The 25,066-nt window shown below is 51.2% G+C and carries 29 protein-coding genes; 8 read left to right on the forward strand and 21 right to left on the reverse strand.

Annotated features, from left to right (window positions below; translation table 11 throughout):
* Positions 1-94: 94 nt before the first annotated feature.
* Positions 95-3,508: a PAS domain S-box protein gene (locus NDI45_RS20545; protein WP_348248510.1), complete on the forward strand. Its 3,414-nt coding sequence runs from the start codon at positions 95-97 to the stop codon at positions 3,506-3,508.
* A gap of 550 nt (positions 3,509-4,058) precedes the next feature.
* A complete protein-coding gene (locus tag NDI45_RS20550) occupies positions 4,059-4,304 on the forward strand; it encodes a hypothetical protein (RefSeq protein ID WP_348248511.1) in 246 nt (81 codons plus the stop codon).
* On the opposite strand, the gene NDI45_RS20555 is transcribed toward NDI45_RS20550, so the two are convergent.
* From NDI45_RS20555 to NDI45_RS20635, 17 genes are all read right to left on the reverse strand, one after another.
* A complete protein-coding gene (locus tag NDI45_RS20555) occupies positions 4,274-5,269 on the reverse strand; it encodes a GIY-YIG nuclease family protein (protein ID WP_348248512.1) in 996 nt (331 codons plus the stop codon). The two genes, NDI45_RS20550 and NDI45_RS20555, sit on opposite strands and share 31 nt — an antisense overlap.
* A 43-nt stretch (positions 5,270-5,312) precedes the next feature.
* Complete coding sequence (locus tag NDI45_RS20560; RefSeq protein ID WP_348248513.1) at positions 5,313-5,678, reverse strand: hypothetical protein; 366 nt, start codon at positions 5,676-5,678, stop codon at positions 5,313-5,315.
* A gap of 168 nt (positions 5,679-5,846) precedes the next feature.
* On the reverse strand, positions 5,847-6,176 hold the full coding sequence (locus NDI45_RS20565; protein ID WP_348248514.1) for a hypothetical protein: 330 nt from the start codon (positions 6,174-6,176) through the stop codon (positions 5,847-5,849).
* Positions 6,177-6,308: 132 nt separating this feature from the next.
* On the reverse strand, positions 6,309-6,566 hold the full coding sequence (locus NDI45_RS20570) for a hypothetical protein (protein WP_348248515.1): 258 nt from the start codon (positions 6,564-6,566) through the stop codon (positions 6,309-6,311).
* A 33-nt stretch (positions 6,567-6,599) separates the two neighbouring features.
* Positions 6,600-6,800 (reverse strand): hypothetical protein, encoded by a 201-nt coding sequence (locus NDI45_RS20575; protein WP_348248516.1) that lies wholly within the window; start codon positions 6,798-6,800, stop codon positions 6,600-6,602.
* Positions 6,801-7,073: 273 nt separating this feature from the next.
* Entirely contained in the window at positions 7,074-8,009 is a 936-nt protein-coding gene (locus NDI45_RS20580; RefSeq protein WP_348248517.1) for a ParB/RepB/Spo0J family partition protein, read from the reverse strand.
* Entirely contained in the window at positions 8,002-8,646 is a 645-nt protein-coding gene (locus NDI45_RS20585; protein ID WP_348248518.1) for an AAA family ATPase, read from the reverse strand. The genes NDI45_RS20580 and NDI45_RS20585 overlap by 8 nt, the downstream gene beginning before the upstream one ends.
* A gap of 163 nt (positions 8,647-8,809) precedes the next feature.
* Positions 8,810-9,055 carry a hypothetical protein gene (locus tag NDI45_RS20590; protein WP_348248519.1) on the reverse strand — a complete coding sequence of 82 codons (246 nt, stop codon included), beginning with the start codon at positions 9,053-9,055 and terminating at the stop codon, positions 8,810-8,812.
* A 92-nt stretch (positions 9,056-9,147) separates the two neighbouring features.
* On the reverse strand, positions 9,148-9,687 hold the full coding sequence (locus NDI45_RS20595) for a hypothetical protein (protein ID WP_348248520.1): 540 nt from the start codon (positions 9,685-9,687) through the stop codon (positions 9,148-9,150).
* A gap of 2 nt (positions 9,688-9,689) precedes the next feature.
* Positions 9,690-12,191 carry a hypothetical protein gene (locus NDI45_RS20600; RefSeq protein ID WP_348248521.1) on the reverse strand — a complete coding sequence of 834 codons (2,502 nt, stop codon included), beginning with the start codon at positions 12,189-12,191 and terminating at the stop codon, positions 9,690-9,692.
* A gap of 50 nt (positions 12,192-12,241) precedes the next feature.
* Complete coding sequence (locus tag NDI45_RS20605; protein WP_348248523.1) at positions 12,242-12,616, reverse strand: hypothetical protein; 375 nt, start codon at positions 12,614-12,616, stop codon at positions 12,242-12,244.
* A 52-nt stretch (positions 12,617-12,668) separates the two neighbouring features.
* On the reverse strand, positions 12,669-13,139 hold the full coding sequence (locus NDI45_RS20610) for a hypothetical protein (RefSeq protein WP_348248524.1): 471 nt from the start codon (positions 13,137-13,139) through the stop codon (positions 12,669-12,671).
* Between the two features lie 57 nt (positions 13,140-13,196).
* Positions 13,197-14,183 carry a hypothetical protein gene (locus NDI45_RS20615; protein WP_348248525.1) on the reverse strand — a complete coding sequence of 329 codons (987 nt, stop codon included), beginning with the start codon at positions 14,181-14,183 and terminating at the stop codon, positions 13,197-13,199.
* Positions 14,184-14,535: 352 nt separating this feature from the next.
* Positions 14,536-14,730: a hypothetical protein gene (locus tag NDI45_RS20620; RefSeq protein WP_348248526.1), complete on the reverse strand. Its 195-nt coding sequence runs from the start codon at positions 14,728-14,730 to the stop codon at positions 14,536-14,538.
* 183 nt (positions 14,731-14,913) lie between these two features.
* Positions 14,914-15,312, reverse strand: a complete 399-nt coding sequence (locus NDI45_RS20625) for a hypothetical protein (protein ID WP_348248527.1) — start codon at positions 15,310-15,312, stop codon at positions 14,914-14,916.
* Positions 15,302-15,460 carry a hypothetical protein gene (locus NDI45_RS20630; RefSeq protein WP_348248528.1) on the reverse strand — a complete coding sequence of 53 codons (159 nt, stop codon included), beginning with the start codon at positions 15,458-15,460 and terminating at the stop codon, positions 15,302-15,304. Before NDI45_RS20630 ends, NDI45_RS20625 begins: the two co-directional genes overlap by 11 nt.
* Positions 15,457-16,041: a hypothetical protein gene (locus tag NDI45_RS20635; protein ID WP_348248529.1), complete on the reverse strand. Its 585-nt coding sequence runs from the start codon at positions 16,039-16,041 to the stop codon at positions 15,457-15,459. The genes NDI45_RS20630 and NDI45_RS20635 overlap by 4 nt, the downstream gene beginning before the upstream one ends.
* Positions 16,042-16,279: 238 nt before the next feature.
* Here NDI45_RS20635 and NDI45_RS20640 point away from each other — a divergent pair, with 238 nt between their 5' ends.
* Both NDI45_RS20640 and NDI45_RS20645 read left to right on the forward strand, forming a co-directional pair.
* Positions 16,280-16,825: a hypothetical protein gene (locus NDI45_RS20640; RefSeq protein ID WP_348248530.1), complete on the forward strand. Its 546-nt coding sequence runs from the start codon at positions 16,280-16,282 to the stop codon at positions 16,823-16,825.
* Between the two features lie 11 nt (positions 16,826-16,836).
* The gene (locus tag NDI45_RS20645) at positions 16,837-17,163 is read left to right on the forward strand and encodes a hypothetical protein (protein ID WP_348248531.1); all 327 of its coding nucleotides are present in this window, start codon (positions 16,837-16,839) and stop codon (positions 17,161-17,163) included.
* 40 nt (positions 17,164-17,203) lie between these two features.
* On the opposite strand, the gene NDI45_RS20650 is transcribed toward NDI45_RS20645, so the two are convergent.
* Positions 17,204-17,338: a hypothetical protein gene (locus tag NDI45_RS20650; RefSeq protein WP_348248532.1), complete on the reverse strand. Its 135-nt coding sequence runs from the start codon at positions 17,336-17,338 to the stop codon at positions 17,204-17,206.
* Here NDI45_RS20650 and NDI45_RS20655 point away from each other — a divergent pair.
* From NDI45_RS20655 to NDI45_RS20670, 4 genes are all read left to right on the forward strand, one after another.
* Positions 17,337-17,897: a Uma2 family endonuclease gene (locus NDI45_RS20655; RefSeq protein ID WP_348248533.1), complete on the forward strand. Its 561-nt coding sequence runs from the start codon at positions 17,337-17,339 to the stop codon at positions 17,895-17,897. The genes NDI45_RS20650 and NDI45_RS20655 overlap by 2 nt on opposite strands.
* 178 nt (positions 17,898-18,075) lie before the next feature.
* Positions 18,076-18,921, forward strand: coding sequence for a hypothetical protein (locus NDI45_RS20660; RefSeq protein ID WP_348248534.1), 846 nt, complete (start codon positions 18,076-18,078; stop codon positions 18,919-18,921).
* Positions 18,922-19,355: 434 nt separating this feature from the next.
* Positions 19,356-19,508 (forward strand): hypothetical protein, encoded by a 153-nt coding sequence (locus NDI45_RS20665; protein WP_348248535.1) that lies wholly within the window; start codon positions 19,356-19,358, stop codon positions 19,506-19,508.
* A complete protein-coding gene (locus NDI45_RS20670) occupies positions 19,505-23,305 on the forward strand; it encodes a plasmid replication protein, CyRepA1 family (protein ID WP_348248536.1) in 3,801 nt (1,266 codons plus the stop codon). Before NDI45_RS20665 ends, NDI45_RS20670 begins: the two co-directional genes overlap by 4 nt.
* Positions 23,306-23,364: 59 nt before the next feature.
* Here NDI45_RS20670 and NDI45_RS20675 read toward each other — a convergent pair whose 3' ends face one another.
* The 3 genes from NDI45_RS20675 to NDI45_RS20685 form a co-directional block, all read right to left on the reverse strand.
* Positions 23,365-23,526, reverse strand: a complete 162-nt coding sequence (locus tag NDI45_RS20675) for a hypothetical protein (RefSeq protein WP_348248537.1) — start codon at positions 23,524-23,526, stop codon at positions 23,365-23,367.
* Between the two features lie 84 nt (positions 23,527-23,610).
* Positions 23,611-23,790 (reverse strand): hypothetical protein, encoded by a 180-nt coding sequence (locus NDI45_RS20680; protein ID WP_348248538.1) that lies wholly within the window; start codon positions 23,788-23,790, stop codon positions 23,611-23,613.
* A gap of 106 nt (positions 23,791-23,896) precedes the next feature.
* Positions 23,897-24,706 carry a S24 family peptidase gene (locus NDI45_RS20685; RefSeq protein ID WP_348248539.1) on the reverse strand — a complete coding sequence of 270 codons (810 nt, stop codon included), beginning with the start codon at positions 24,704-24,706 and terminating at the stop codon, positions 23,897-23,899.
* Positions 24,707-25,066: the final 360 nt, after the last annotated feature.

Raw genomic sequence — 25,066 nt, forward strand, 5'->3', positions numbered from 1 at the left:
AGGCTTTTACAGATCGTAGAAACATGGTAAGGAGTCTTAACATACCAGTGTTTTTGTTTCTAGAGCCTGTCCTGATTGACGTTTCAATTAACCTATGTCTGACACACTGCCACCCCAGTTACTCACTCCTCCTGTTCCTGCAAATGAGACTGAGCGGCTGGCAGCGTTGTATCGCTATAAAATTCTGGACACCCCGCCTGAAGCAGCGTTCGATCGCATCACTAAGTTAGCAGCCCGGCTGTTTAACGTGCCGATCGCCCTTATTTCACTGGTTGATGAATCAAGAGCCTGGTTTAAGTCTTGCATCGGGTTTAGCGCGAGCGAAGTGCCCCGCGATGCAACGCTTTGCAGTTTTGCAGTATTGACCGATGAGCCGCTAATCGTTCCAGATACGCGGCTTGATGATCGCTTTTCTTGTAATCCGTTTGTCCAGGCTGAACCAGGGGTACGGTTCTATGCAGGTGCGCCCCTGCTGACTCAAAACGGCTTCAATTTAGGAACGCTGTGCCTGCTCGACAGTCAGCCTCGTGACCCATTAACCCCAGAGCAGCAAGCCACACTGATTGATTTGGCAGCAATGGTCGTCGATGAACTGGAACTAAGGCTATCCGCTCAGGAAATTGTCCAAGTCAATGCGGCACTACGGGAAAGCGAGGAATTGAAGCAGCGAATTCTCGAAAGCAGTGATGACTGCATTAAGGTTCTCAATTTCGGGGGTGAAATTGTCTACATCAATACTAGGGGGCTACGTTGTTTAGAAATTGACGATCCAACGCTTGTGCTTAATACGGATTGGATTGAGTTCTGGCAGGGCAAACACCAGGAACAGGCAAAAGCTGCGATCGCTGCTGCTCAAGCCGGCAGGATGAGCCAATTCAAGGGCATTTGTTTCACTCGTAACGGTATCCCTAAATGGTGGGATAGCGTGATTACCCCTGTTCGAGATGCACAAGGACAAGTCATACAACTTGTTGCCATTTCGCGCGATATTACTGAGCAGCAACAGACTGAAAATGAACGCAAACGGGCTGAGGAGCGGCTATCTGCCATCTTCTACCGAGCCGCTGCCGGGCTTTCCGAAGTCTCGCTCACGGGACAGTTTCAACGGGTCAATGACGAGCTGTGCCGCATGTTGGGACGATCACGGGAGGAATTGTTGACGAGTAGTGTCGCGGAGGCTACCTATCTAGAAGATGTCGCGAAGAGCTTAGCAGCGTTTGAAACCCTCATTGAAACGGGAGAGCCAGTTTCACTCGACAAGCGATACCTGCGTCCCGATGGCACAATTGTTTGGGCAAGCAGTAACCTTACCCGCCTCGACGATGAGCAGGGCCGTCCACAAGCGGTCCTCGCAGTCTCGATCGATTTGAGCGATCGCAAGCAGGCAGAGGAAGTGTTGCGCGAGCGTGAACAACGACTGTCTATCGCCACTGAAGCCGCACAATTAGGAATATTCGAGTGGAAAGTGCCAGAAGATGTCACGATCTGGGAGAACGATCGACAGTACGAACTGTTTGGACTCACACCCGCCGATGGTTCAGTTTCTGCTCAAGAATTTTTCGAGAACTACCTGCATCCAGACGATGCCGAAACCCTCAAAGCCAAAATGACGGAGGCAATGCAAACGGGCATTTTATTGCAAGCAAGTTACCGAATTTGTCGTCAGGACGGGGCAACGCGCTGGATCGAGGTCAACGGACAGTTTGAATTTGCTGCCGATGGTTCACCGCTGCGATTCGTTGGCGTGAATGCTGACATTACCGATCGCAAACAAGCTGAAGCCATCATCACCACTGACCTTGAAAATACCCGGCTGTTGCGTGACTTAAGCGCACGACTGGTTGCTGAAGACAACATTCAGGTGCTTTATGACGAAATTGTCTCTGCGGCAATGACTCTGACACAGGCAGATGCGGGTTCAATTCAAGTGCTGGATGAATCAACTCAAGAGCTAGTGCTGCTTGCCACTCGGGGGATCGATCGAACCGTTACCGATCATTTCCAGCGCGTGACTGCTCGTTCAATCACGTCCTGCGGGGTGGTTCTAGCAACAGGAAAGCGCGCCTTTGTGGATTTTGATGTCCCAGAAAGCGAAGACCCGGACGGTTCTCTGCGTCTACATCTAAACGCGGGGTTGCTCTCTGCCCAATCAACTCCGCTGATCAGCCGCTCAGGTAGACGGATTGGGATGGTTTCGACGCATTGGCGCAAACATTACCGACCGAGCGATCGTGAGTTACGGTTTCTCGATTTACTGGCTCGCCAAGCCGCTGATTTGCTTGAGCAGCGACAGACTGCCGCCGAACGGGAACAACTCTTGACCCGCGCGCAGGCTGCACGGGAAGAAGCGCAAGCGGCAAACCGAGTAAAAGATGAATTTCTAGCAGTCCTCTCCCATGAATTGCGATCGCCGCTCAATCCAATTCTGGGCTGGACGCGCCTCTTGCAAAACGGCAAGCTCGATAAAGTTCGTCAACGCCAAGCCCTGGCAACCATCGAACGCAATGCCAAACTCCAAACGCAGCTGATTGAAGATTTGCTCGACATCTCTCGCATCATGCAGGGCAAGTTGAGTTTGACCGTAGCTCCGGTTAGTTTGCCGTCTGTGATTACGGCAGCCGTCGAAACCGTGCGACTGGCAGCAGAAGCGAAGAACATTGAAATCCTGCTGGACCTTGCAACGGTGATGGCACCTGTATCTGGTGATGCCGCTCGCCTCCAGCAGGTCGTGTGGAATTTGCTCAACAATGCCGTTAAATTCACATCAAACGGGGGGCAAGTGACGGTTGAACTGCGGCAACTCGATCAGCTCGCACAAATTCGAGTCATCGACACTGGAAAAGGGATCTCGCCTGACTTTCTCCCTCATGTCTTTGAGTATTTCCGGCAGGCGGACACCACAACTACTCGTAAGTTTGGCGGGTTAGGGTTGGGATTAGCGATCGTGCGGCAAATTGTGGAAATGCACGGAGGGACAGCTTGGGCAGAGAGCGCAGGAGAAGATCAAGGGGCAACCTTCACCGTGCAATTCCCCCTGTCTCAGAAAATCATCTCAATCACGTCTAAACGGGGGCAAAGCCAGCCAGACCCTGAAAACGCATTAAGCAATCTCAGAATTCTCCTGGTCGATGATGACAATGATACGCGCGAGTTTGAGGCATTTGTGCTCACTCAAAGCGGCGCAACGGTGACCGCCGTTGCTTCTGGGTTCGAGGCGTTGCAGGTGTTGAATCAGTTCATCCCAGATGTACTCGTAAGCGATATCGGCATGGCGGAGATGGATGGTTACACGCTGATGCAGCAGATTCGATCGCGCCCCAGCGATCAAGGCGGGGCAATTCCAGCGATTGCGATCACAGCTTATGCTAGAGACGCGGACCAGCAAAAAGCACTCCAGGCAGGGTTCCAGGCACACCTGACTAAGCCTGTAGAACCTCAGGTGTTAATTAGAGCGATCTCATGTCTAATCGCACAAACCGAGTTTCGATCGAATGCCGAAAAGCAATAACAGGGCAACCAGTATTGTTCATAGAACAGGAAGCTAGGTAAAGAGACACACTTTCCCAATGGGCGGTAGAAGCTAGGAGTCCGGCAGCCTGTTTTGCACGAGAACTCATGCCAAACTGACCGTTGCCCTATGAACTGAACGATCGCATTGACAACAGGGCAAAGAACTGCGATCTAAAATCGGTGAGTTTTGTATGAGCGATCGCTTCAGATGCAATGAGTCTGTTGCAGCTCATTATGACAAGGCTAAGGGGAGTCGGAACAGTGGTTCAAATCCAGGTTGGGGACGGGATAAGGACAGCATTAAAGTAATCTTCTCATTACAGAGTGCCAACCCTCGCTCGGAAGGCTGGCACTCTGTAAAATACTTACCCGTTTTTATAGGCAGAGTCTTTATAGAAGCTGACTCTGTTTTAAAAATGTGAGATTTTTTACATCTCTACCAAAAAATCTACCTCGAAGATTCCTTGGGATCAGCCTTCTTAAGGTTTTCTTTAGATTTAATCAGTCTTTTGATGGATGTAAGTTATCAGTTTTGGCTATTGATAAAAATGGCAAAGATAATCCTGCCTGCTTCGTTAAGATTGGAGCTGCTAGAGCAGTTCCAAAAAATCAGTGCCCTGAAGATTGCCTGTCCAGAGCGAGTCGTCGATTCGTCTGATGTGATAGCAAAGGTTGAATTTCATGAAGCCGAAGAAAACTATTGCGATTGTGCCCAGAGTTCCCAAAGTCCACTTACGCAGAGCAACATGACGGCTCCTAAGACTTATGCTCGCGGCATCGTGTCTTGCTCCTGAACCAATTCCGAGATGGGTTTTAGGTGAGGGAGGCGGTAGTGATAGTAATGCATGGGACGCAGCCATGCTTTGTTCAAGTATCCAGAGCGCACTGACTCTGGTGGAGAAAGAAAAGTTTGCAGGCAAGCCGGGTCTTTCAATGCCAAAACCGATTGCCCGTTGAGCAGTATGGTTTCGGTATAAAGTTCCTGGTTCTGGCGATCGAACTGCTCCAAGACTGGATAATCCATTGGCACAAACTCATAAGCCCAGTCATTCTGCTGGAAAATCAAAAACTGCAAGGGGCGTGTCTCTGGGTCAATCTCAGGCTCATTCAGTCCAAGCGTTGTTTCATAAACACCCCAGCAATCTGCTAGATACTTCCCTTTGTTCGTCCTAGACTTCATCGCTGACTTGTAAAGCACCTTGTCGTAGTCATTAGTACTGGTCGCAGTGACAATACAGGTGAATTCTTTCAGTTCCTCGTTCTCGTCCTCATCAAGCTCCTGGTAGTAGCCCACCATCAGCGATCGCACCGCGCTACGGCGCGTCGCGCAGCGACAAGTCGATCGGGCATGACCCTCAAACAGAAAACTGGACTTGTTGATGACCCTCAAAATCCGTCCAAGCTCCTGGTGAGGCTGTGGTGGCTTTCTAGCATAGGTTCTCACCCGGCTATAGTTCAGCAAAGGCTTGAACTGGTCGATATACTGCTTTTCCTGAGAATCTAATTCCCCCAATGAGCAGGGGCGGTAATAGATTTGATAGTTCCGCTTTTTGTTTTGGCGGCTCAGTTGACTATAGCGGTGATGGGATCGTCCACCCCATCGCGTTCTGAGGTTACTTGCTTTGCCGACATACCAGACTTCTCCAGCAGCATCGATCACGGCATAGATTCCAGGTAAATCAGGCAGGTTGCTCCTGCCAGAGAGCGAAACTTTTGACCACTGCTGCCATTCAAGTTGAGGTTGTAGGGGTGGAGTCATGATGAAACCATTTGCAACAAAACATCAGGACAAGCAATCGCAGCTACTCTTCCACCCACCATTGGTACACCACATTCGTCTGAGTTCCCTGCCCTACACTGACTGCCAGGGTTTGCCCCTGATCTCCATAAAACTCAAACCGACACAAGCCCATACCTGTCCCGGCACAATCCACAATCTCCGTATAACCCAGTCTTTGGAAATAAGTGACTCTAGATGACAGTCCAAAAGTATTTAACGCTTGCACGTTGTAGCTTGGACTCCATCCTGCATCCAAAATTAGCTGTCTTGCCTGAGCATAAGACATCCCTTGATGCAGATTTGGAACAGATTGAGCCTGAGCAGGCATTGTCCTCAGTAAAGGAGCAGTGGCAAGAGTGGCAACGATCGAAAGAATTGAAATTCGCATAAATTGCTTCTGGGACAAGCACTTTTATAGAGTGCCCCGGCAAGACAGCAGGGTAACGGGAAGCGTATTGTGGCATGAAGCTCTAGCTGTGTGCCTTTGTAATTGCATCAGATTTTGAGCAGATGCAGCTCAAACGGTATCGTCCATCCACCCGCAATCCGGGCAGTCCTAGTGAACGCGATCGTAGTTAATGGCAAATAGATGTTGGCACTGGGAACACATCCCCATAAACAGGGGATGCCAGAGTAACAGTTCAAGCTGCTGGACTTTAGTCAATCGCTCAACCGGGGAAGCAATCATTTCACCGTTGTACGTGCCAAATTCTTGCGGCTCCCACCAGTCATCCTCCAAGCAGTTCGGATCGGGGTCATGATCCGGGCACTGCTCTAATCCCTCAGCCACTTCATAAGGATGAATGGCACAAAGCAGGTAGGAGCTTTGCGCATTATTTCGGCACAGTTCGCACTGGGGTAAGCGTCGGATGAGGCGATTAGTCATAGGAGCTTACGGCATCCAGCCGCAATCATACTGCTTAATTGCCTGTAACGTCTCTTCCTTCAGTCTTCCACTTATAAAAGCTTGGAGTTGCTGGTGCATCACCAAAAGGTCGTTGCTCTGAAGCCTGCCTGTTCAAAACAAGTCGTCAATTTGTTGGGTATAGCAACGAGCATTCAGTTTCATAGCACTCCACCCATCCATCAAGAATTTCAGAGCATCTGCCATCTGACTGGTAAGGCGCGTCGTGAGCCACAGCCCGATGACCAGGAAAACATCGATCACGAATTGCCCAATAACGAGCATGATAATGAGGCGACGGGTCGGCTTAAACTTCATCAATGCACCTAGCGCTACTTTCCCAAAGTGCCGGGTGACCTCAGTAAATTTCATTGACGGAAATTAGCGGACCTTAATCAGTTCTGCCTAGTATGCTGGATCATCCTTATATATTTGCTCCATCAATAAGTCATCACCGATTACATCATCCCAATCTGGACTAAGACTCCCATATTGCCAAGCCAGAGTATAGTCGCAGAAGATCTGAGTGCGGTAGCAATCGCCGTGCTTAATGCCATTGCTGCCACAATTGGGGCATTTGTGATCAGGCTTAGGAAGAACTGTCATGGCACTATTCGGAACGCTAATTGCAGCGTACGACAGTTCGTGGCAAGGGTAATTCGGACTTTCAGGCAGTTTTTAGCTTGCTCGACAATTTCAAGTGATCACCGAAGATGAAGAACCCGCTTCCGTGTTACTCGATCGCATCCGGGCAGAGCAACAAGCACAGGCAGACAAAAAGAGTGGGGAAGAAAGAGACAAATAGAGGAAGGAAAGCAGCGACTAGCCAGACCTACCAAGAGTGGGATAGGGCGGTCGTCAACACATTCGTTTTCCCTGTTAATCACTGCTTGCAGTTAACCTATCTAACTCATCTAGCAACTTTGTAATCCGATCGCACTTCTTACGATCGTTCCAAATTTTATTCTTTTTCAGTCGTTTAGTAATCTCATCCATACGGCTAGCCAAAGCCTTTTCTGGTGCTGCTGGCTCAGAATCTACTTTCGATTCCTTAATCCTTGCCTTAATTTCGTTTAGAGAAAGACCTTGAGCAATCGCCTGCTCCAGCAACTCATCTCGATACTGTTCATCCTTCACGCGAGCAATAGCACGCGCTTTGGTATATTCCAGCTTTCCTTCGCGTAGGGCATCTAAGACATTAGGAGGTAAATTGAGAAGGGGTAAGCGGCTGCTACGAAAAGATTCAAGGTTAAATCGCCCTAGTTCAGCTAGATAAGATTCCACCTTTTCTAGCTGAAGGGAAACGTTTTCCTTCAACTCCTGACCTCGGCTCTTTGCATTTGCTGCCTGGTAAATGACAGACTTCACTTCTTCTGTACTGGTATCGAGGGCAATTGCTAATAACTCCAAAACTGCCTCAGTTTCCTCGATCGGGTTTAGATCATCCCGCTGAAGGTTCTCCATTAAGGCAATCTGAAGAGCCTCCTGGTCAGAAAACTTCCGTGAGACGATCGGAATTTCAGTTAGTCCGACTTCCTGGGCTGCTCGAAACCGACGCTCCCCAGCAATAAGCTCATAACTGCCGTCCTGCAAGGGACGAACTAAAACTGGCTCTAGAATTCCATGCGTTCTGACTGAGGCTACAAGCTGTGCCATTTTTTCGGGGTCGAAATAACGTCGTGGCTGTCGTTTGGCAGGTAGCTCAATAGCCGTTAGAGCAACAGTCGTAGAAGGCTGCTCTGCTTGAACACTACCTGGATCAGCCATAAAACGCTTTATAACGGCATCACTCAGGCTCTTACGCTCCTTAGCCATTGAGCACCTCCATCGCCTGCTTAAACAAACCCTCTAACTCACGTCTTGCTGTTCCTGCTGGTGTGCCGGTCATATCAAAGACGGTCGCCCCTTGCCCAAACGAATCAGTAATGACTTGACGCTGATGAATGATTGTCGTCAGGAAATCTACGTCTTCAACCTGCTGCAAAACAGCGAACGCCTCATCTTTCAGCTTGGTTCCCTTGATTGCCTTATTGAGAAACAAAGCGGTTTTAGGCAATCCACCTCGAATGGCTTTCGCCTGCCGCACCAAACGGACAGTATCCGAGGCACTAGCTAAATCCACGCCAGCCGGTTGACAAGGAATTAATGCTAAGTCAGCCCAGAGTAGAAGTGCCCTGGTTGTCTCGCTGAGAGTAGCGGGTCCATCAACCAATAACCATTCATACTCTTCTGCAAGTTGGGGCAACTGGTCTAAAAGCTCATCAGGATCTTGTAAGACCCGGAAAGGAATTTCGTATTCTAGGGACTCTAGCCAAATAGAGGAAGTTTTCTGTCCGTCTGCATCTACAACTAAAATTGGCTTCTTCTGCCGATGCAGCCAACGGGCTAGATGGACAGCAATAGTAGACTTCCCCGCTCCCCCTTTCTGATTGACAACAGCGATCGTAGGCATGAAGGAATGTAGAACAACAGGAATAAGTTTATGCCAATTCAGGTGAAGGGAAACGTTTTCCTTCACCCGGAATTAGCGTAAAACAGCACACTGATGCTTTGAGTAGTATTTGCAGTCCCGGCACTTGGTAAACACGGGGGACACCTTGGGAAAACGATAGCTGTCAATCCAGTCGTCGCTCAATCAGCTTTGCCCAGTATTCGGGGTCGGAGTCATAAACCTGCTTCAGTAGCTCCTCATCATCCACGTAGTCCTCCCATGCCGGGGCATTTGGGTCATGTGCCCAGATGTGACCGCATTCGCCACAGGAGTAATAGCGAAAGGCTTCATCGAATTTAAGGTAGTTGCCGCTACAGTGGGGGCACTCGCTGTGGCGGGGTTGTAGGGGTAAATTGCTTGGAGTCGTCATAGCTCTTAGCTAAAATTTTTCATCAATGTATCGGCTTAAGCTGAACTCATAATTACGCGATAACAGAACTACGTGGTTCTGGATAAGCAAACTTAGCGACCGATAAAGCAAGCTGAAATCCAGCCTGTCTGCCCTGCTTGAGTTCGATTTAGGGCGGCGGGGTTGGCGCTGGGGAAAAGGGGTTTGGGGGCGATCGCCTCATACCAAAATTCCCCATCTCCAATTGCAGTTCTGCCAGTTAGCGCGACCACCTCACCCTGCGCGACCACACCTAACACCGCACCAGGAGCAAGACTGGGAATCGATCGAAAGTTGGCATTTTCGGGTTGTCCGTTGCAGGTGGCGATCGTTTTCAAGTTGGCTTGAGCAATGGAAGAGGACGAAGCAGTGGGGACAGCCGGAGCAACTGGGGAAGTTGGTGCTGCCGGAGTAAGCGGTACTGATGTGGCAGGTTGAACAGGTGCTGCCGGAGTAGGGGCAGTTGGGCTAGGAGCCATCGTAGTGAGTTGAGCGATCGTGGCTACCTGATAAGTTTGGCGAACCGGAACTGCATTTGATCGTTGCCAGAAAGCGATATTGCTTAATGCCAAGCTTGATAGCCCACTTAGGAAAACAATTTTGCTCAATTTCATGATTATTCTCCTCCAATTAACTCATCAAAAGTCTTCAAATCATTCACATCATCACCCCAAGATCTACCCGGAAGTTTGCGACCGTTCTCATACAAAATCTTGCGGAATTTCCATTTAGCAACAATGTATCGAGTGCTGGTTCCTGACTTCGGCACTCCCCAAACTTTGCTAATCACTTTGCTTTGACTTTGAAGCCGGTCGTATTCCTCTAGCACCTGCCGCACCAGATTTTCAGAAATGCCGGGTGCGAGGGGGTTTTCAGGTGCTGCACCCGCACCCGGCTCCGTAGGGTGCGATCCTGTGAAGTCCAGGTGCAGCATCTCTTCTAATCGCCGCACCTTATCAGGTGCAGGAGAAGTGCGATCGGGTAATGCACCGGATTCCGCACCACCCGCGCCTAAATCCGCACCCAAAGTTTCTGTATTTTGCACTGATTCTGCACCTTCATCAAAATTGAATCCTGATGCTTCATTTTCCAGATAGTCACTGTCATCTTCATTGTCTAAATCCGTAGCATCTAAAAGCGGAATTGTGTAGCTGGAAATATAAGAATCCGGAGCAGGCATTTGAGCAAAATAAGGTTGTTCATTGGGCAAAGCAAACAAACCATAGTATTTGTATTGCTTGTTCTTTGTTCTGAAGTACCGCTCTCTTCTCAGGCGGTATTCGCCTTCCATCTCTGTTTTTTCTGTGCCTTTACAGCGATAGTTAATCCCGACTGAAATTGCACCGCCCATGAAGATCAATCCCAGGTTTTCCAAGTCAACCACGTTGATTTTGAGCTGGTTTGCCATCAAGTTCTGTCCGGCAATCAGCGTCAGCACTCCCAGCTCTGCACCCATCCGCCATAGGCGGGATAAATAGGTAGAAACAGCAAACCGAGACGGAAAATCGTTATCCTTCAGCCACTCAATCAAGTCCGGGTCGATCGGCTGATTAAACAGGCTGATAACTTCGTTGATCTCATCGAAGAAGTAGATGCGCTGATCGTGGCTGAAGTCTCGCAGGGGGCGATCGGTGCGGTAGTCTGAATCGCGCAAATCAATCCGACGCTGGACTTCGTTCGCGGCATCCCTCAGCCCCTTCAGACACTCTTTCGCTCCCAGGTAACGCGGCTTCAGTACTTTCAGAGCCGTTGAAAGTTTGGCATCTCCGACAATCAGTTGAGCATTGCCGCTCATCCGATCCTGCATCACTCCCAGAATGTTGTTGATCGTGACCGTTTTACCCATCCGTGTGGGTCCAAACAGCCCAATGTGGTAGCAGCTTTCGATGAACTGCTCGAAGTGTTCAACTGGCGGCTCTGCAATCACATCCTTTTGGCGGCGGGTTTCGGCTTCCCAATCAACCCCAGAGGTATCGATCGTCAACTGAAGCTGACGGTGCTTGATCTCCAGTTCCGGCATTGACTTGCAACCCCGCACCACCCCCTTAATGCCTTCCTTGACTCGCTCTAGCCGCTTGTAGGCATCAATCAGGCTTTCGGCATACTTGTTGTCCTTGTTCCTGCCAGGGGCGATCGGCAACACGGCAAAGGTGAGGCGGAATTTGTGTTTGTTGTAAGGAACAACCTGGGGTGATTTGACGATGATGCCATGTTCAAACAGGTAGGTGATGACACAATCGGCAAGCAGTTCCTCCGGCGATGCCCCTTTGCAGTATTCGGGCTGGTGCAGCTCGTAGATGTAGAGCCGTTGCGATTCGATCGTGTCTTCCAGGTCTGCAATCAGCTTCCTGTAGTCGTCGATGCGCTTCTGATTCAAGGCAGCCATTGCGTCAAACTGTCGCTCAAACTCAGCGATCATCGCCTGCCGTTGCTCCTCCAAACTGGCTTCCAGTTTCGCGGCACGGAGATTGATTTGCTCCTGCTGTTCCTGGCGATCCGCTTCCAGTTCAAGCGACTGCTGTTCTGCCCATTCGTGAATCAGGTCGCGCTCTGCCCTCAATTGATTTTTTGAGGCTTCGAGTTCAGCCACTTGAATTTCGAGGTTGTCCCATTGCCGCTGCCAGGACTGGGTGAGGTACTGCTTTTCAGTTTCGGCTTGGATTTGAGCGTCAGCAAGTGCCTGCCGAAGGTTAAGCAGTTCAAGTTCTCTTCGCTGAAACAGAGCCGCGTAATGGTCGATCGTTGCCTGCACCTGCTGTTGGGTGTGGGCATCATAGAACTGCTGGATCTCCCATTGCTTCTGCTGAAGGGCGAGCTGGTGAGATTCCTGTAATCGGCTCATTTGGAACTGGTGTAAAGCGGTAGCTTCTGCGATCGGGTCGTAAATCTCGACCTCCGGGTCACGGTAAAGGGCGACGATCGCGCAAGCGGCTCCACCAACACGGATTGCCCAAAACAGCGTAGCCAGAAGCGGCTGAGGCGGTCGATAGCCAAAGGTGAGGGTGCTACAGGTCGCCAAGACAAGGAGCCACAAGCGCGGCTTCACTTGGTGCGTTGGACGGGCGGCAAGGGGGCGAAAGGGGTTATCGGTGGGGATAATGCGGGAATAGGAAGTCATGGGCTGCGCCTGTGAAGCGGAGGGGCAGGAGTGAGGGACGGGAAAAGGGGTTAGAACAGACCTAAGAGGATACCGATCGCACCCATGATGAGGGGCAGGGTTTGATCGACTCGCAGCAGGGTGGTTTGCAGGTCGTGTCGGTCGTTGGGGGACAAATCAAGCTCATGCTCCACAAGCTCGGTTTGAACCAGATAGGAGAAGCTTTCAGCGTCCTTCTGGAGGCTTTTTGCCGCTTTGATCTGACGGCGGCGGAGCCGTTTCAGCCACTTGATCCAGGCGGACAGCCCAAACACCAGGGCAATCAGGGCAGCGATCGTTGTCACCCCCTGTGGAATCTGGGGGATGAGCCAGAGGGCTTTGAGCAATTGGGCGACGGCTCCAGCGACCAAGAGGGCGGTTAAGCCTACGGCAATGCGTTGTTCCATTGCAGGGATTCCTCCTGACCGCCCCAAGCGGAGCGGCATCAACGATAGAGGGCTAGTTCAGGTCTGCACCTGAAAAGCTAAACGAGCGGGGCAGTCCCACGCGAATCTCCTTCGCCTTGAACTCGGCGCGGCGATCGTCGTTGTTGAACGTCGATTCACCCAGCGTCAAATCCAGTGACTCTAGCCGTCGCCGGAAGATATCGCGGTTCACATCAACGGCTTGCCGCTCAAAGCTGAGGCGATCCTGTGCGCCTGTGACCTCGATCTCGGAGATCGATCGCTCCACTTCGGTTTTCTTGAGGTTGTTTCGCAAGATGTCCGTGCGCGTTTGCTCGATGGAGAGGCGGATTTCCTCCTGGCGGTATTGCTCCTGGGCAACCTCGACCGCTTTTTGTTTGCGCTTCGTGGTCCAGCGTTCTTTGTCACGGTCGGCTTTCAGACCTTCGATTTTGATGGCGCGGATATCCCGCAAGATAGTTTCAGACTGCTGTTTGTACTCGGACTCAGAAATGCCTGTAGGCATTGGTTTCTCCTTGAGTTAAATGAACTTGAACAGGTGAGGCGAACATCTCCCACAACCCTATGGACTGGTCGGGGGGTACGGGGTGGGAGCCAGGGGAACCGGGGCGGTGGACGGGGGAACTCGGTAGGGCATGGGAGCCGGGGCAGGAGTCGAATCGCGTGAGCCAAGCAGCAGGCTTGCCATAAACACTAGGGCAAAAAGAAAACTGACCGATCCAACCAGCAGTTGCATTCCTTCTGACTTCATCAGGGCAATCAAATCGCCAAAGCCTTGACTCTCAACGAAGACGTTGGGCTTCGGCATCGCCTCAAGCAGGGTTTTCGTCTGGTCGGTGCTGGATTGCTGGGCGGCGACGACCATCTCTTGCACTGCCTTGAACTGCTCGATCGAGATGCGCTGTTGCTCTAGAAGCAGTTCAGCTTCGGTCAACTCTTTCGGACGGTTCTCCAGCCGTGCCAGAGCGGCACTGACCTGAGAACCAACCTGTGCAGCGATCGCTGGAGCCAAGTGGGGGACAAGTTGGCTGGCGATGTGGGCGGCGGGGTCGCTGTGGTTTTCCGTGGCACGGTACGGCGGCGTGACAGAGGAAGGTGTAACGCTGTGATGGACGAGGGCAGTGGGTCGCGCCGTGTAGGAGTTAGCCGGGGACGGTTTGACACTACGCTGCATCGGCGCATAAGGGTCGAGGTCGCTGGGCGAAACCGTGTAGGGCTGGACGGCGTGACAGCCAGTGGGGATGATTGCGGCAGGGTCAGGCGACAGCGATGGTGTTGGAGTTTGCGGCAGATAGGGCTGGAGAGCGGTGACGAGCTGCTGTGCCTGCGGTGTGGCAGCGGCGTTGGCAAGCTTGAGCAAGCCTGCGGCACTGTAAAAGATGCGCTCGATCGAACCGTTGCCCGGCTGCTTCAGAAAATCCACACCTTCCACCAGAAGGGGGCGGAATTTCCGCAAACCGTGTTCGCTCAGTCCCAATGCAGGCAGGGTCAGGGCAGTCGGCAGCAATACGCCATAGTCGGGGTCGGTGTAATTGGCGAAGTTAATCATGGTGAAACATCCAGATTGCATTGATGAAGGGTTGATGAGTTGACAGGTGAAAAGGGGACGAGAATCAGGGAAGTTAGCCATACTTGACTAAGTTCCTAGCCCTGATCACGTTCGGAACTGGCGGGGGGAGAAAGACCTTCTGTTCCTGCCTAATGCGATGGGGAGGTGGAAAGAGCTTCTACCGCCCCTGCCGCAAGGGGAAAGGATTGGGTTAATATCCTTTCCCCTTACACCGCCAGGCAGCAAACTTAATCCAGCAAGGTAGGGTAAGCAGCTTGCGGTGGCTTTTCACTGACCGCTTTGCCCACCGCTCAAACTGGTAAACGTCATCGAAGCTGGGGAACCGCCAAACTCACACCACCTGCAAGCCGATCCGGTGGCGACCGGTATAGGCAAGCATCCTGGCTCCCCGACCTATGCAGTGCTGACGGAACCGATCGATCCAGTCACGTGAGATTCCGAGATAGAACATGGCTTGATGGCGTTCGCTTCCTAACGGCTTAGAGAGCTTGATTAAATAGGCGTAGCAGTGCGGTTGTGCAGGCATGATAGAGATGATTTTTTGTAGTCTCCTGCAAGTAAGGGCTTGGTGTCCATCGCAGGGGGTTTTCATTGGGCTGAAGGGCTAGGAAACAGGCGGGTGCAGCGGTGGTCTGGGGGAAAGAGGCAGTCGCTTCGCTTTCAGGCAAAACCCCGAACACTCCAAGGCTGAACAACAGAGGGAGCAGTGCTAACTAAACAGATCATCAACATCGATTTGCGAGAGCGGCTCGGGTTCAGTGAGCGGTTGAAAGTAAAGGGATAAGCCAGCATTGACCTTGAGCTGGAAACGGAGATTGTGCTGCGCCTGACGCAGGTGTGAGAAAGACTGGGATTGTTGAGCCTTGAGGAATTCCAGCACTGCAATTGTCAGAGAGTCGAACTGCTGCAACCGCTGAATGTCTACGGGCGACTGGGCGTAAAGCTCCAACTTTTGCTGCTGAAGCTGAATCAAAAGTTGGTAGGTGCTGGTTTGGATCTGGTGCAGAACAGCATCGGCATCACATTCAAGCTGATGGGACTGCTGTTCGTAAGTGTTCAGAAGTCCTCGAATCTCGGTAAGCGAAAGGCTGCCAGGATCAAAATTCATGATGATGAGGGGTGTGGAGTGGATTGAAAAATTGAGTTTGACGGGACAGGTTGAGCTGGGCATTAGCTCCGCTCTTGGGCGAAGCCCAAACCGCCAGGCTTGCAAGGATGACAGCGGATGCGATCGCCACGACCACCAGGCCAATCACAAAAACAGCTTTTGCAGGAGCTTTTTTAGGTCTTCTTCCTTTGCACCGACTTCCTCAGATCGCTCTCCAAGCTGCTGATTCCGCTCTACTTCAGCCTTTGCGTCTTTACCCAGTTGCAGCGCGACCTCATACGCTTGCTCGATCGTCTGCTCACGTTCGTCGAGACTAGCTTCGGTCTGATCGTTGGTAGCTTTCATAGTTTGCACCTGCCCGTGAAGCTGTATAACCTGTCCCACAAGAGTTTGAGCAGTTCCATTCATCTCGATCGATCGAAAGGTTTTCGGTTTCACCACTTGTGAATGCAGCAGTCCAAGAGCCGATGCTGTCTCTTGCGGTAAGACCTCGATATGAGAGGAAGGAACGTAAACGATTTTGGAATTCGTAGAACTGCTAGGAGCCTTGTTCTGCAGTGGTTCCATGATGTTGAAAGCAACTTTTAACCGCTCGACAGCTTCAACCGAAAGACCGCTAGACGTAGGGATGCCATTATCCCTGCAATAGCGATGCACCGTGGTTTTCGAGAGGTTGTAGGTCTTGCAAAAGCCATGCAAAGAAGTGGACGAGGGGGATTGCTCGCTCATGAGGACTCCTATAAACGTTGTAAAAACTCAAATAGAACGGTGTGGAACAGACATAGGACGTTTCGCGGGACGTTTCACCGAAGCCTCGCAACGTACCAGACTTGTTTCCCAGCGGTTCCGCAATTTTTCTGCTTGTCCACCTTAATGTAGCATAAAAATTCTAATGTATGTCAAAATGATTCTTAGTCAAGTTGAAGATTGACTAACAATAGCTCTCAGGATGCGGTGTTATGCGACTATGAAACTGGTCTACATAGTTCAACCCTTTATGATTCGGCAGGTACGGGTAAATTATTTGCTTTGCACTCAGGACACCTGGGACAAGATTGAGCTTGCCTGTACGGAACTAGGCTGGAACAAGAGCGAGATTGTGAAACAGATGTTGCACGGCTTTTTTGCCCGCGACTTAAAGGAGTCACAGTTTTATGCCAAAGCCGGAATAGCTGATGCCGAAGCAAGGGGAATGACTGAAGCCGAATATTTCAGGACGCTACGAGACGATAAGGAACCCCAGCTTCTGCCTTATGTCAGTGGTCGCCCAGTCTTTGGACAATCGCCGATTGACACAATTCCTCCGCTACCTACTGATGAGGATCTGCGGCGGAAATACAACACGATCGGGCTGTCTGCCTATAATTACGTGCTGCTGCGCGTAGCTCAGATTGTCCATGATTCGAGCTTTGTGCAGATCGTTAGTCGGATGCTAGTAAAGCATCTACAAGATTCATGGGAAACCAGCTATAGACCGCAAATAGAGCGTGACCAAAACTGTAGATTCCTTTAGGAGATAAACCGATGGTTGCAACCCCTACGAAATACGAAATTACAGCCGCTTACGTTAAAAATGCGGTCAGTGCCGTCCTTAAGGCTTTAGGCGAACCGCAGACTGAGCCCCAAAAAGAAGCTCTCAAGGCATTTCATGAAGGTGATTCAGGCACAATCAAACGGTTGTCAGTGTTGAATCTGCAAGACAACTACATTAAGTGCCTGGGCTATTTAGTCAGTGCCCCGAAGCTGACTCCTCAAACAGACACAATCCTGGCGGAATCTTGCCGAGCCGCGGCCGACCATGTGCGCGATGTCGTTCTCACCACACTGGGAACTGAACTTGGAAACGCATAGATAGCGGCTAATTCATAGAAAAGGGGCTTTATGCCCCTATCTAGTCGATCTCAGTTAAATTACAGGTGGAGGTAAAGCCATGCGTGCCACTGATGATCGTCGCATCACTCAGGCAATGGAGATAGGAAGGCAAGACATAGCCAAACCCGTGGGGGTATAGGAGGGCGATCGCCATGACACAAGCATCGGTCTCGACAGCGAAATGGACGATTGAGGACTACCACCGCATGATTGACGCGGGTATCCTTGACGATCGCCACGTCGAGCTATTGAACGGAGAAATTGTCGAAATGTCCCCAGAAGGCATTCCTCATGCCAGCTTCAGCAGCGATGCGGCTGACTACTTGCGATCGCTGCTCTCAAACAGGGCAAAAATTCGAGAGGCGAAACCCATTACCCTACCGCCAACCGATTCGGAACCGGAACCGGATATCGCAATTGTGAGACTGCCCAACAGCATTTATCACGCGCATCATCCGTATCCAGAAGATATCTTCTGGCTGATTGAATATTCCGATTCGAGCTTGAGAAAAGATTTGGAGGTCAAGACCCAAACTTATGCAGTAGCAGGCATCCGGGAATACTGGGTCATTAATTTGAAGTCGAAAGAGCTAATTGTATTTCGATCGCCTTCAGAGACGGGCTACCAATCTGAACAGACCATCACATCGGGCAGTATCAATCCTCTGTCTTTCCAGGATGTGTCAGTTTCAGTGCGGCAGTTGTTCAGTTAGGGAGCGATCGCATGACCACAATGGCGGCACTGCAAGCTTTGGATCTCCGGGACGATCTACAAAAGGGATAACTCTATCCACCGCTAAATTTGGTGATCATTTGCCAGATTTAGGAAAAAAGACGCTACGATCGCTTCAAGCCTGAAACGTACACCACTAAACTGTTCTAGCGTTTACTGTGAATTCTGCATTCCCACACACTCCTGAAGCTGTAGCTGAGGCACTGCCAGAGCAGACTGCCTCTCCTGCCACTTTAGATAAGACAGGGGAGAGCAAAAAGCATAGTAACCGAGACGAAATTGAGCGACTTGAGGAGGAAAATCGTTTCCTGGTGACTGCATACACGGTTACGACTGGAGCACTGGGCGCAAGCTTGTTTGTGCCTGAGCTATTCACGAAATTTGCCGCTTATGCAGCAGGGACAATTGGCACTCGATTTGTCTTGAAGCGAGCGCAAAAAGTCATCAGCGTCCTGAAACACACAAAAGCCTTGGATAAGGCATTCGCAGAGCAGGGAGTTGAGATTTTTACAGAATTGCCAGTGCCGGATCATGGCAGTTTGGATATGTTGGTCAAGTTTCCAAATCCCCCCAAAAAAGCAGTTTTTGCGATCGCCCTGCGTAGCCAGGGGAAGGCAACTATTTTTTACAACGAGGGAAAGGAATGCTTTCAGTTTCGGCGCGGAACTGGAATGAAAACCTGGACACCAGACCACATTGAGCGATTGAGCATCCAGGGCTACTGGCTCAGGATGAATCAATCAGAGCTGTTTGGCACGTCCCGAAACGACCGCAATCGTCCGCTCGTTAAGGTGCTGTGCCTCACAGGAGATACGAAAATCGGTACGCACGGTGATCATCTCTACACTCAAGTCGGTGATCAGCGAGTGCTGCTGATTGAGCGGAAGTCAAGCATTTTTGTATTGGAGGAGCATCAACTAGAAGGATTTATCCAGGGCTGGTTGACCCAGAGTAACAAGCCTAAAACGCCGAAAACCTCAATGTCCGGGAATCAAGACAACTGAGGCTTTGGCTATTATTTACCGAGGAATAGGCGTGCCAACCACACCGCCTATACCAGCAACATACTATTACTGCCATCCTAACTCAATCTGATCGGTATGGGTAGCCTGATATAGGCTTATCCTTCTCCGGGCAAGTGGATTAGAACTTTGGCAGTTCACTGTGTACACAGTGCTGGTTAAGGTTTCCAGCGGTTGGCAATCCGATTTCCTCTACTCACCACAAGAGGAATCGAAGTGTCCCAAATGTCTTTTTTTGGGGATTCTGCGTCTATATTCGCAGATCTTCCATCTATATCTGTATCTAATCCCAAGAGGCAATCAAAGCTTGTACAGAAGCGGATTGCATCATCCCAGCTTATCATCAGAGTTGAGTCAGAAGGGAAACCCTACTTAGGACCAACACCAACCACCCTATCCCCCAATCAGAGTGCTCCGTGGGAGCGGTGTCGAATCTGTGGCTGGGCGATTTCAATTCCCGGCAACGATGCCTCGCTCTGCTCCAACCCAGCGCGAACCTGTGGCTCATCCGGCTGGGTGACAAACCTGAACTGGATCACCCGCTCGAATCGGCAGGGGGTGATCCATGAGTAAATTTATCCCCACCACCCGTAAAAAAGGCGCGTGTGAGGTCTGCGGCGACGAGTCGGGCAAGTGTCGCCGTCCGAGAGAAGGTAATATCCATCTGTGCATGACCTTTGCCGATGCCCGGAAGGGTCAGATTGAGAACGGCTACAAGTGCATCAAGCGCGACAACCGAGGCAAAGGCTGGGCAACCTTCAAGCTCGACGATACCCAGGAATGGACCGAGGAGCAACGCCGAGAATGGAAAGCCAGAGCCGAAGCCCGCAGACAGGTAGCCGCATTAGAAGCTCAAGCCAGAGCTGCCCGATCGATCGCTGCCGTCGAACGGGATCGACTGTATCGGCAACTGCTGACAGAACTGACCCTGCACCCGGAGGATCGCGCGGATCTCGTTCGGCGGGGCTTTACTCAGACTGAAATTGACCTTTGCGGCTTCAAGTCTATTGATCGCTACCAGCGTCTACAACAGCAGTATCCAACCCTACTGCCAGGGATTGGCAGGGACGGACGCAGCATTCTGATGGGCGGTGCAGGTTATGTTTGCCCAATCCGCAACCATAATGGCTTGATTGTCGCGCTCCAAGTGCGATTGCGCCAGTTGGGGGTAGACGACAAAAACCGCTATCGCTGGCTCTCCTCAGACGATCGGGGACAAGTGCTACAAGTGAAGCTGGGTGAATTACCCCTGGCGGTCTGTCGTCCCCCTGGCGAACCGGTCGGAATTGCCCTGGCGGAGGGCACAGGCGCAAAGCCTAACTGGGTCGCACTGCGATTGGGCTTCCTGACGATTGGAGCAGCCGGGGGACAATGGACTTCTAGCCCCGAAACGCTGCGCGAGATTCTCGCTCAATCCGCTGATCCCCATCAGCCGATTCATTTATTTCCGGATGCCGGAGATATTCTCAACCGGGCTGTGATGCACCGCTGGCGACAGGTGGTCAACCTGCTAGAAGAGTGGGGCTATCGTGTCCAGTTTGGCTGGTGGCGACAGACCAGCAAGCAGCACACCGATATCGATGAACTGCTTCCGGGCGAACACCGTTTAATTCGCTGGTTAACCCCCCAGGAGTTCTGGCAGATTGAGGCACAGCAGAACAGCAAAGGCTGGCAAAGCTGGCGGCAGTGCCGTTTCTTTACCGCTGACTGTACTCTCAACCAACGATATTTTGCCGCTCCCCTGCCCCAGTTGAGAGAAATGATGTTTGTGCGATCGGGTCTGGGGACTGGCAAAACGCACTGGCTGATCGAAACCCTGATTGCCGGGTATGCGGATTGCGGCTTTCTTTCGATCGGCTACCGCAACTCGCTCTTATTACAGTTCTGCGAAGACGATCGCCTGAAAGAACGGGGCATCAATTGGTATCACTTGCAATCCGACCTCAAAGACGATCCCAATGGCAAACTAATTTTGCGCGACCCCCACTCGAAAATCGCCTGCTGCATTGATAGCCTCCTCTATTTCGCGCCAGAGGACTTCGATGGGCGGATTGTGATCCTCGATGAAGTCGAGAGCGTGGTGCGTCAGCTCTTACAGGCGGACACTGCCGTTTCCTTTCAGCGCGAGCGCATCAAGGATCTGTTTTTTGAGATGCTGCGCCGTGCGGCGGTCGTGGTCTGCCTCGATGGGCTGCTGTCCGATATCACCGTCAACTACCTGCACCGGGCTGCCCCAGACAAAATCGTGACCCGCTGGCTCAACCAGTATCAGGGCAATCGGGGACGCATCGAATTCCTGGAGGGCACTCAGAAAGCAGACAAGCTGCTGGTTGCCGACCACTCTCCCATTCTGGAAGCAATCTATAACCACAGCGGACAGTTTACAGTTGTAAGCGATTCGCAGCAGCAGTGTGAAACGATCGCTCAGCAACTCGTCGAGCAAGGACTGAATGTGCTGCGCGTGGACTCTACCACTGTTCGATTGCCAGCCGTGCAGCGGTTTCTTGCCAATCCCGCCCGATTTTTAGTGCAGGAGAAGATCGATGCGCTGATTTATAGCCCCTCCGCAGAAGCTGGACTCAACATTGATATTCAAGGCTGGTTTAGCGACATCTATGCGCTCTTCCTGGGTGTGGTCAGCACCAATGCCCAGCTTCAGATGTTGGCGCGGGTGCGTGACCCGGAGGCAACCATTCATCTTTATTGTGCGCTGCGGGGACTGGGCAGTGATTCCGTGTCTAAAGCCACCGTCCCTGAAGATCTGTTGCAGGAGGTGCTGGAGTATGTGCAGGACTGCGCTCATGCCTCGCTGCATGAACTCGACTCAGCAGCCCGAATTCAGCAGTTCGCACAGCAGCTCATTGCACTGTCGTCGAGTGGGCATCTGACACAGGAGATGTATTTGGCAGCCTTGAACAACCACGAACGGGCAAACCTGCGTGATTGCCTCAGAGAAGCTTTGCTAGAGTCGGGCTATCAAATGGAGGGAGTCGTCACGATCGCGGCGGATAAAACGCGGCATCAAACCAAGGGGGAGGAGATCAAGCGGCAAAAGTCCGACCAAATTTTTGCCGCCCCCGATCTAACAACTGAGGAAGCCAACCAAAAAGCGCGACAGTTTGCAGCAACGCTGGAGGACAAAGCGGCTGTCCAGCGGCGACGCTTGCTCGATCGCCTGCCGGGAATCGAACAAGCAACCTATCCTAACCGACCGCTCCCTGCGGTACTATTACCTATCCGATCGGAACCGCCTGGTGTACCGCTACCCGAACTTGTTCCACAACTGACAGAGGAAGGGCAGACGAGGACAGAAACTGCTGCTCCTGCACCCAGTGAGGCAACCAATCCCGTTTCCCTTCCTGCACCGACCGCTCCGATTTTTGATGCCGAGCTGGTGCATCGCCTCAAGTTTAAGAATCCAGCCGCTATCAGTGAGGCAGAAACGCTCTGGCTCCTGCTTCACCCGGAAGCGGCGAAGCTCTTGCAGCAGCAGCGTTGGTTTAAGTCACTGCGATTATTTACAGACCCGGAAACGCCTGACAATAATAAGCGCATGAATCTCTCTCGCTATCGGAGTCGGTGGCTGCAAATCTCGACCCTGAGAGAATCAGGGCTGCTTTCCTTCCTGCGGCTGGAGCGGGAGTGGTGTAACCAGGACGCGGAATTATTGAAGTTTTTTGCGTTCTGCAGGCAGCGCAAAGTTCAACGGGACATGAAGCTTAAAGTGGGCAAATCGACCCCTTGTGAGTTTTTAGGGCGGGTCTTGCAGGCACTCGGATTATCGACGATCGATCGATACGACCACAAAGCGAAGGTTCGCTACTACCGTCTTAACCCAGAACGCCTCGCTTGTCCGGTTCGTCAGGCAATTGTTGCCGCTGTTGAGCGTCGATTTGAGGCACGATTGGCTGAGATTGGGATGCTCGATTGGCAGTCCATTTTAGAGTCAGTTTCGGAGCCTGAAACACTTACTGTAGGCGAACTAGAGGAGCGATCACCTTCTGCTATTTTTTCTATAAATATCCAGGAAGGTGATCAAGATACAACGTTAGTTCAGCCTGCTGCTGCCCCACCTCTCCTACCTGAAGTGCCAGCCCCAGGATTACGGGATGACATGGCAAAGATTCCTGTGGAGGTCGTTCTACCTGTTGCTGAAGAGTTATCCGAGCAGGAACTGGCTGAGTTTGCGGTGACGATCGAAGGCGAGGCAGTGTTGGGAGTTCAAGCAGTACAGAGCCTTTGGCAGGACTGGGGCGAGGGTCTTAAGAGAGTTGTACTGAATGCGATTCAAAGGCAAATTCCAGACCTTTACCACCGTCTGTCTACGATGTTGTGGCACTCACCGGATGGCTACTTGTTCCTCTAGCGTTTCAGCTTGAGGCGATCGCCCTGCTGGGCTGCTAAGGGATGTCGCCCCTCGCACTATCAGCTTGCCTGGGCTTCACGCCACAGCTCTAATAAGTTCTCTAACGCAGTCGCGTCACCATACGGAGCGATCGCCAAAATGCGCTGGAATCGACGTAATGCACCCGCTCGCATCGTGTCCTTCAGGTAGGTATGAACCCTATCAGGACGTAGAAGTGCCAACTGCTCTAGTCGAATTGGGTGGGCAGTGACGAGTAAGCCTTGCTTCTCAATGCGCTTGAGGATGGTTGCAGGTTGCCCTGTGGCTTAAAGGAATTGTGCTTGCAGAATTTCTGCCTCGTCCTGGCAAAGGGTGAGGGTCAACTGTTTGTCAATCCCAATTGTGCAGGTAATCGACCAGGCTTGTGGGATATGCTCGATCTGCTTGAGCAGGAGTTCGGTTTCAGATTCGATGCCGAGAAGTTTACGGCGTTTTGCATCACACATTCGATCTATGCATGAGCAGTAGTGACCCTATTATCGCGATTTGGGCTGGCACCTGTTGCCAGCTGATCTCAATTCAGGGGCTTTTGTAGTTTTGCTCCCCGTACTTCTACTTTTGTCGATTTGAGTAACGCCTGTAAGTGTTTTTCTTATGTGTGGGATGAATGCAATACATTACGATTCCAAAAATCTCAACGTCCATTTCTTCTTTAATTTCAAGGGCTTGATGTTCCGGGTTGTCAGAGTCAGGCACCAAAAATGTTCTGCCTTGGACTTTCTCATACCGTTTTACAGTTGCAGACCCATCGACAAAAGCGGTAATAATGTCCTGATTGTGGAGTTGTGCCCATGAATCGATGAGCTTTTGAACAACTAGCAAGTCCCCGTCAAAAATGCCAGCCTTATTCATCGAGTCTCCCGTAACTGTGAGAATGAATGTTGTCTTTGGATCACTGACAAGCATTTGATGCAGATCGACCTGCTCAACTTGATCCGCATCAGATGCAGATGTTGTTCCAAAGCTCGCGGCTATTACACTAGAGTATCGCTTAGTTGTCTGAGTGGGACTGAGAGGTTCGCGTTCCACTGGTTGTATGAGAGGAAAAAGAACAACCCTGGAGTTAGGGCTTTCCTCTGAAGGTTTGTCCTCAACAACGTTCTTAGTTACCTCCTCCAAGTGAAACCCCGAATTAAGGAACTTGGAAAATGTGTCATTCAATTCACGAAAGATTAAGGGCAGCAAGTCTTCCTGAGTTGACTGCTGCCGCAGAAACTCCCATATGGCATCCACCAGTTCTTCAACATATTTCGTGCTTCGAGCTGGTAGTCGAACTGGGTCGGTAGGTTCGCCATACTTGCCACTATTAGGTGGGCGACCTGCTCCTTTCCGAATACCTCCACGTTTCTTTTCTGTTCCCATCACAACTCTATCTGTGATTTTTGTACATTAATCAAATGTAGCTTCAATTAGGAGGAGAGGCTGATTTTCACTACAGATCTCAGTCTGCTTCAAGTAAATAGCTGAGCCAAGTTAGCCTCCCTCCCATTAGCTAGAACTAGCGTGGAATATTAGGTGACTGATACCCCTTTGGCTGAGTAGTGCCGCTAGTTTGAGGTACCAGATTGGGAGTAATCTGATTGGTCCCATTTTGTCCGAGAGCGTAACCCGAACTGAATGACAAGATAGCGGAGACGATAGCGATGAGAGCTTTTTCGGAGATTAGGAACGACAATTTCATAAGGTTACTTCCTCGTAAAGTAATAGTCTTCGGTCGATGAT

It is taken from the genome of Leptolyngbya sp. GB1-A1, from assembly GCF_039962475.1.
Taxonomy (GTDB): domain Bacteria; phylum Cyanobacteriota; class Cyanobacteriia; order Elainellales; family Elainellaceae; genus Leptolyngbya_A.

Coding starts and splice junctions, on each gene's coding strand:
- NDI45_RS20545 (WP_348248510.1), top strand. CDS start 95: ATGTCTGACACACTGCCACCCCAGTTACTCACTCCTCCTGTTCCTGCA.
- NDI45_RS20550 (WP_348248511.1), top strand. CDS start 4,059: ATGGCAAAGATAATCCTGCCTGCTTCGTTAAGATTGGAGCTGCTAGAG.
- NDI45_RS20555 (WP_348248512.1), bottom strand. CDS start 5,269: ATGACTCCACCCCTACAACCTCAACTTGAATGGCAGCAGTGGTCAAAA.
- NDI45_RS20560 (WP_348248513.1), bottom strand. CDS start 5,678: ATGCGAATTTCAATTCTTTCGATCGTTGCCACTCTTGCCACTGCTCCT.
- NDI45_RS20565 (WP_348248514.1), bottom strand. CDS start 6,176: ATGACTAATCGCCTCATCCGACGCTTACCCCAGTGCGAACTGTGCCGA.
- NDI45_RS20570 (WP_348248515.1), bottom strand. CDS start 6,566: ATGAAATTTACTGAGGTCACCCGGCACTTTGGGAAAGTAGCGCTAGGT.
- NDI45_RS20575 (WP_348248516.1), bottom strand. CDS start 6,800: ATGACAGTTCTTCCTAAGCCTGATCACAAATGCCCCAATTGTGGCAGC.
- NDI45_RS20580 (WP_348248517.1), bottom strand. CDS start 8,009: ATGGCTAAGGAGCGTAAGAGCCTGAGTGATGCCGTTATAAAGCGTTTT.
- NDI45_RS20585 (WP_348248518.1), bottom strand. CDS start 8,646: ATGCCTACGATCGCTGTTGTCAATCAGAAAGGGGGAGCGGGGAAGTCT.
- NDI45_RS20590 (WP_348248519.1), bottom strand. CDS start 9,055: ATGACGACTCCAAGCAATTTACCCCTACAACCCCGCCACAGCGAGTGC.
- NDI45_RS20595 (WP_348248520.1), bottom strand. CDS start 9,687: ATGAAATTGAGCAAAATTGTTTTCCTAAGTGGGCTATCAAGCTTGGCA.
- NDI45_RS20600 (WP_348248521.1), bottom strand. CDS start 12,191: ATGACTTCCTATTCCCGCATTATCCCCACCGATAACCCCTTTCGCCCC.
- NDI45_RS20605 (WP_348248523.1), bottom strand. CDS start 12,616: ATGGAACAACGCATTGCCGTAGGCTTAACCGCCCTCTTGGTCGCTGGA.
- NDI45_RS20610 (WP_348248524.1), bottom strand. CDS start 13,139: ATGCCTACAGGCATTTCTGAGTCCGAGTACAAACAGCAGTCTGAAACT.
- NDI45_RS20615 (WP_348248525.1), bottom strand. CDS start 14,183: ATGATTAACTTCGCCAATTACACCGACCCCGACTATGGCGTATTGCTG.
- NDI45_RS20620 (WP_348248526.1), bottom strand. CDS start 14,730: ATGCCTGCACAACCGCACTGCTACGCCTATTTAATCAAGCTCTCTAAG.
- NDI45_RS20625 (WP_348248527.1), bottom strand. CDS start 15,312: ATGAATTTTGATCCTGGCAGCCTTTCGCTTACCGAGATTCGAGGACTT.
- NDI45_RS20635 (WP_348248529.1), bottom strand. CDS start 16,041: ATGAGCGAGCAATCCCCCTCGTCCACTTCTTTGCATGGCTTTTGCAAG.
- NDI45_RS20640 (WP_348248530.1), top strand. CDS start 16,280: ATGAAACTGGTCTACATAGTTCAACCCTTTATGATTCGGCAGGTACGG.
- NDI45_RS20645 (WP_348248531.1), top strand. CDS start 16,837: ATGGTTGCAACCCCTACGAAATACGAAATTACAGCCGCTTACGTTAAA.
- NDI45_RS20655 (WP_348248533.1), top strand. CDS start 17,337: ATGACACAAGCATCGGTCTCGACAGCGAAATGGACGATTGAGGACTAC.
- NDI45_RS20650 (WP_348248532.1), bottom strand. CDS start 17,338: ATGGCGATCGCCCTCCTATACCCCCACGGGTTTGGCTATGTCTTGCCT.
- NDI45_RS20670 (WP_348248536.1), top strand. CDS start 19,505: ATGAGTAAATTTATCCCCACCACCCGTAAAAAAGGCGCGTGTGAGGTC.
- NDI45_RS20680 (WP_348248538.1), bottom strand. CDS start 23,790: ATGTGTGATGCAAAACGCCGTAAACTTCTCGGCATCGAATCTGAAACC.
- NDI45_RS20685 (WP_348248539.1), bottom strand. CDS start 24,706: ATGGGAACAGAAAAGAAACGTGGAGGTATTCGGAAAGGAGCAGGTCGC.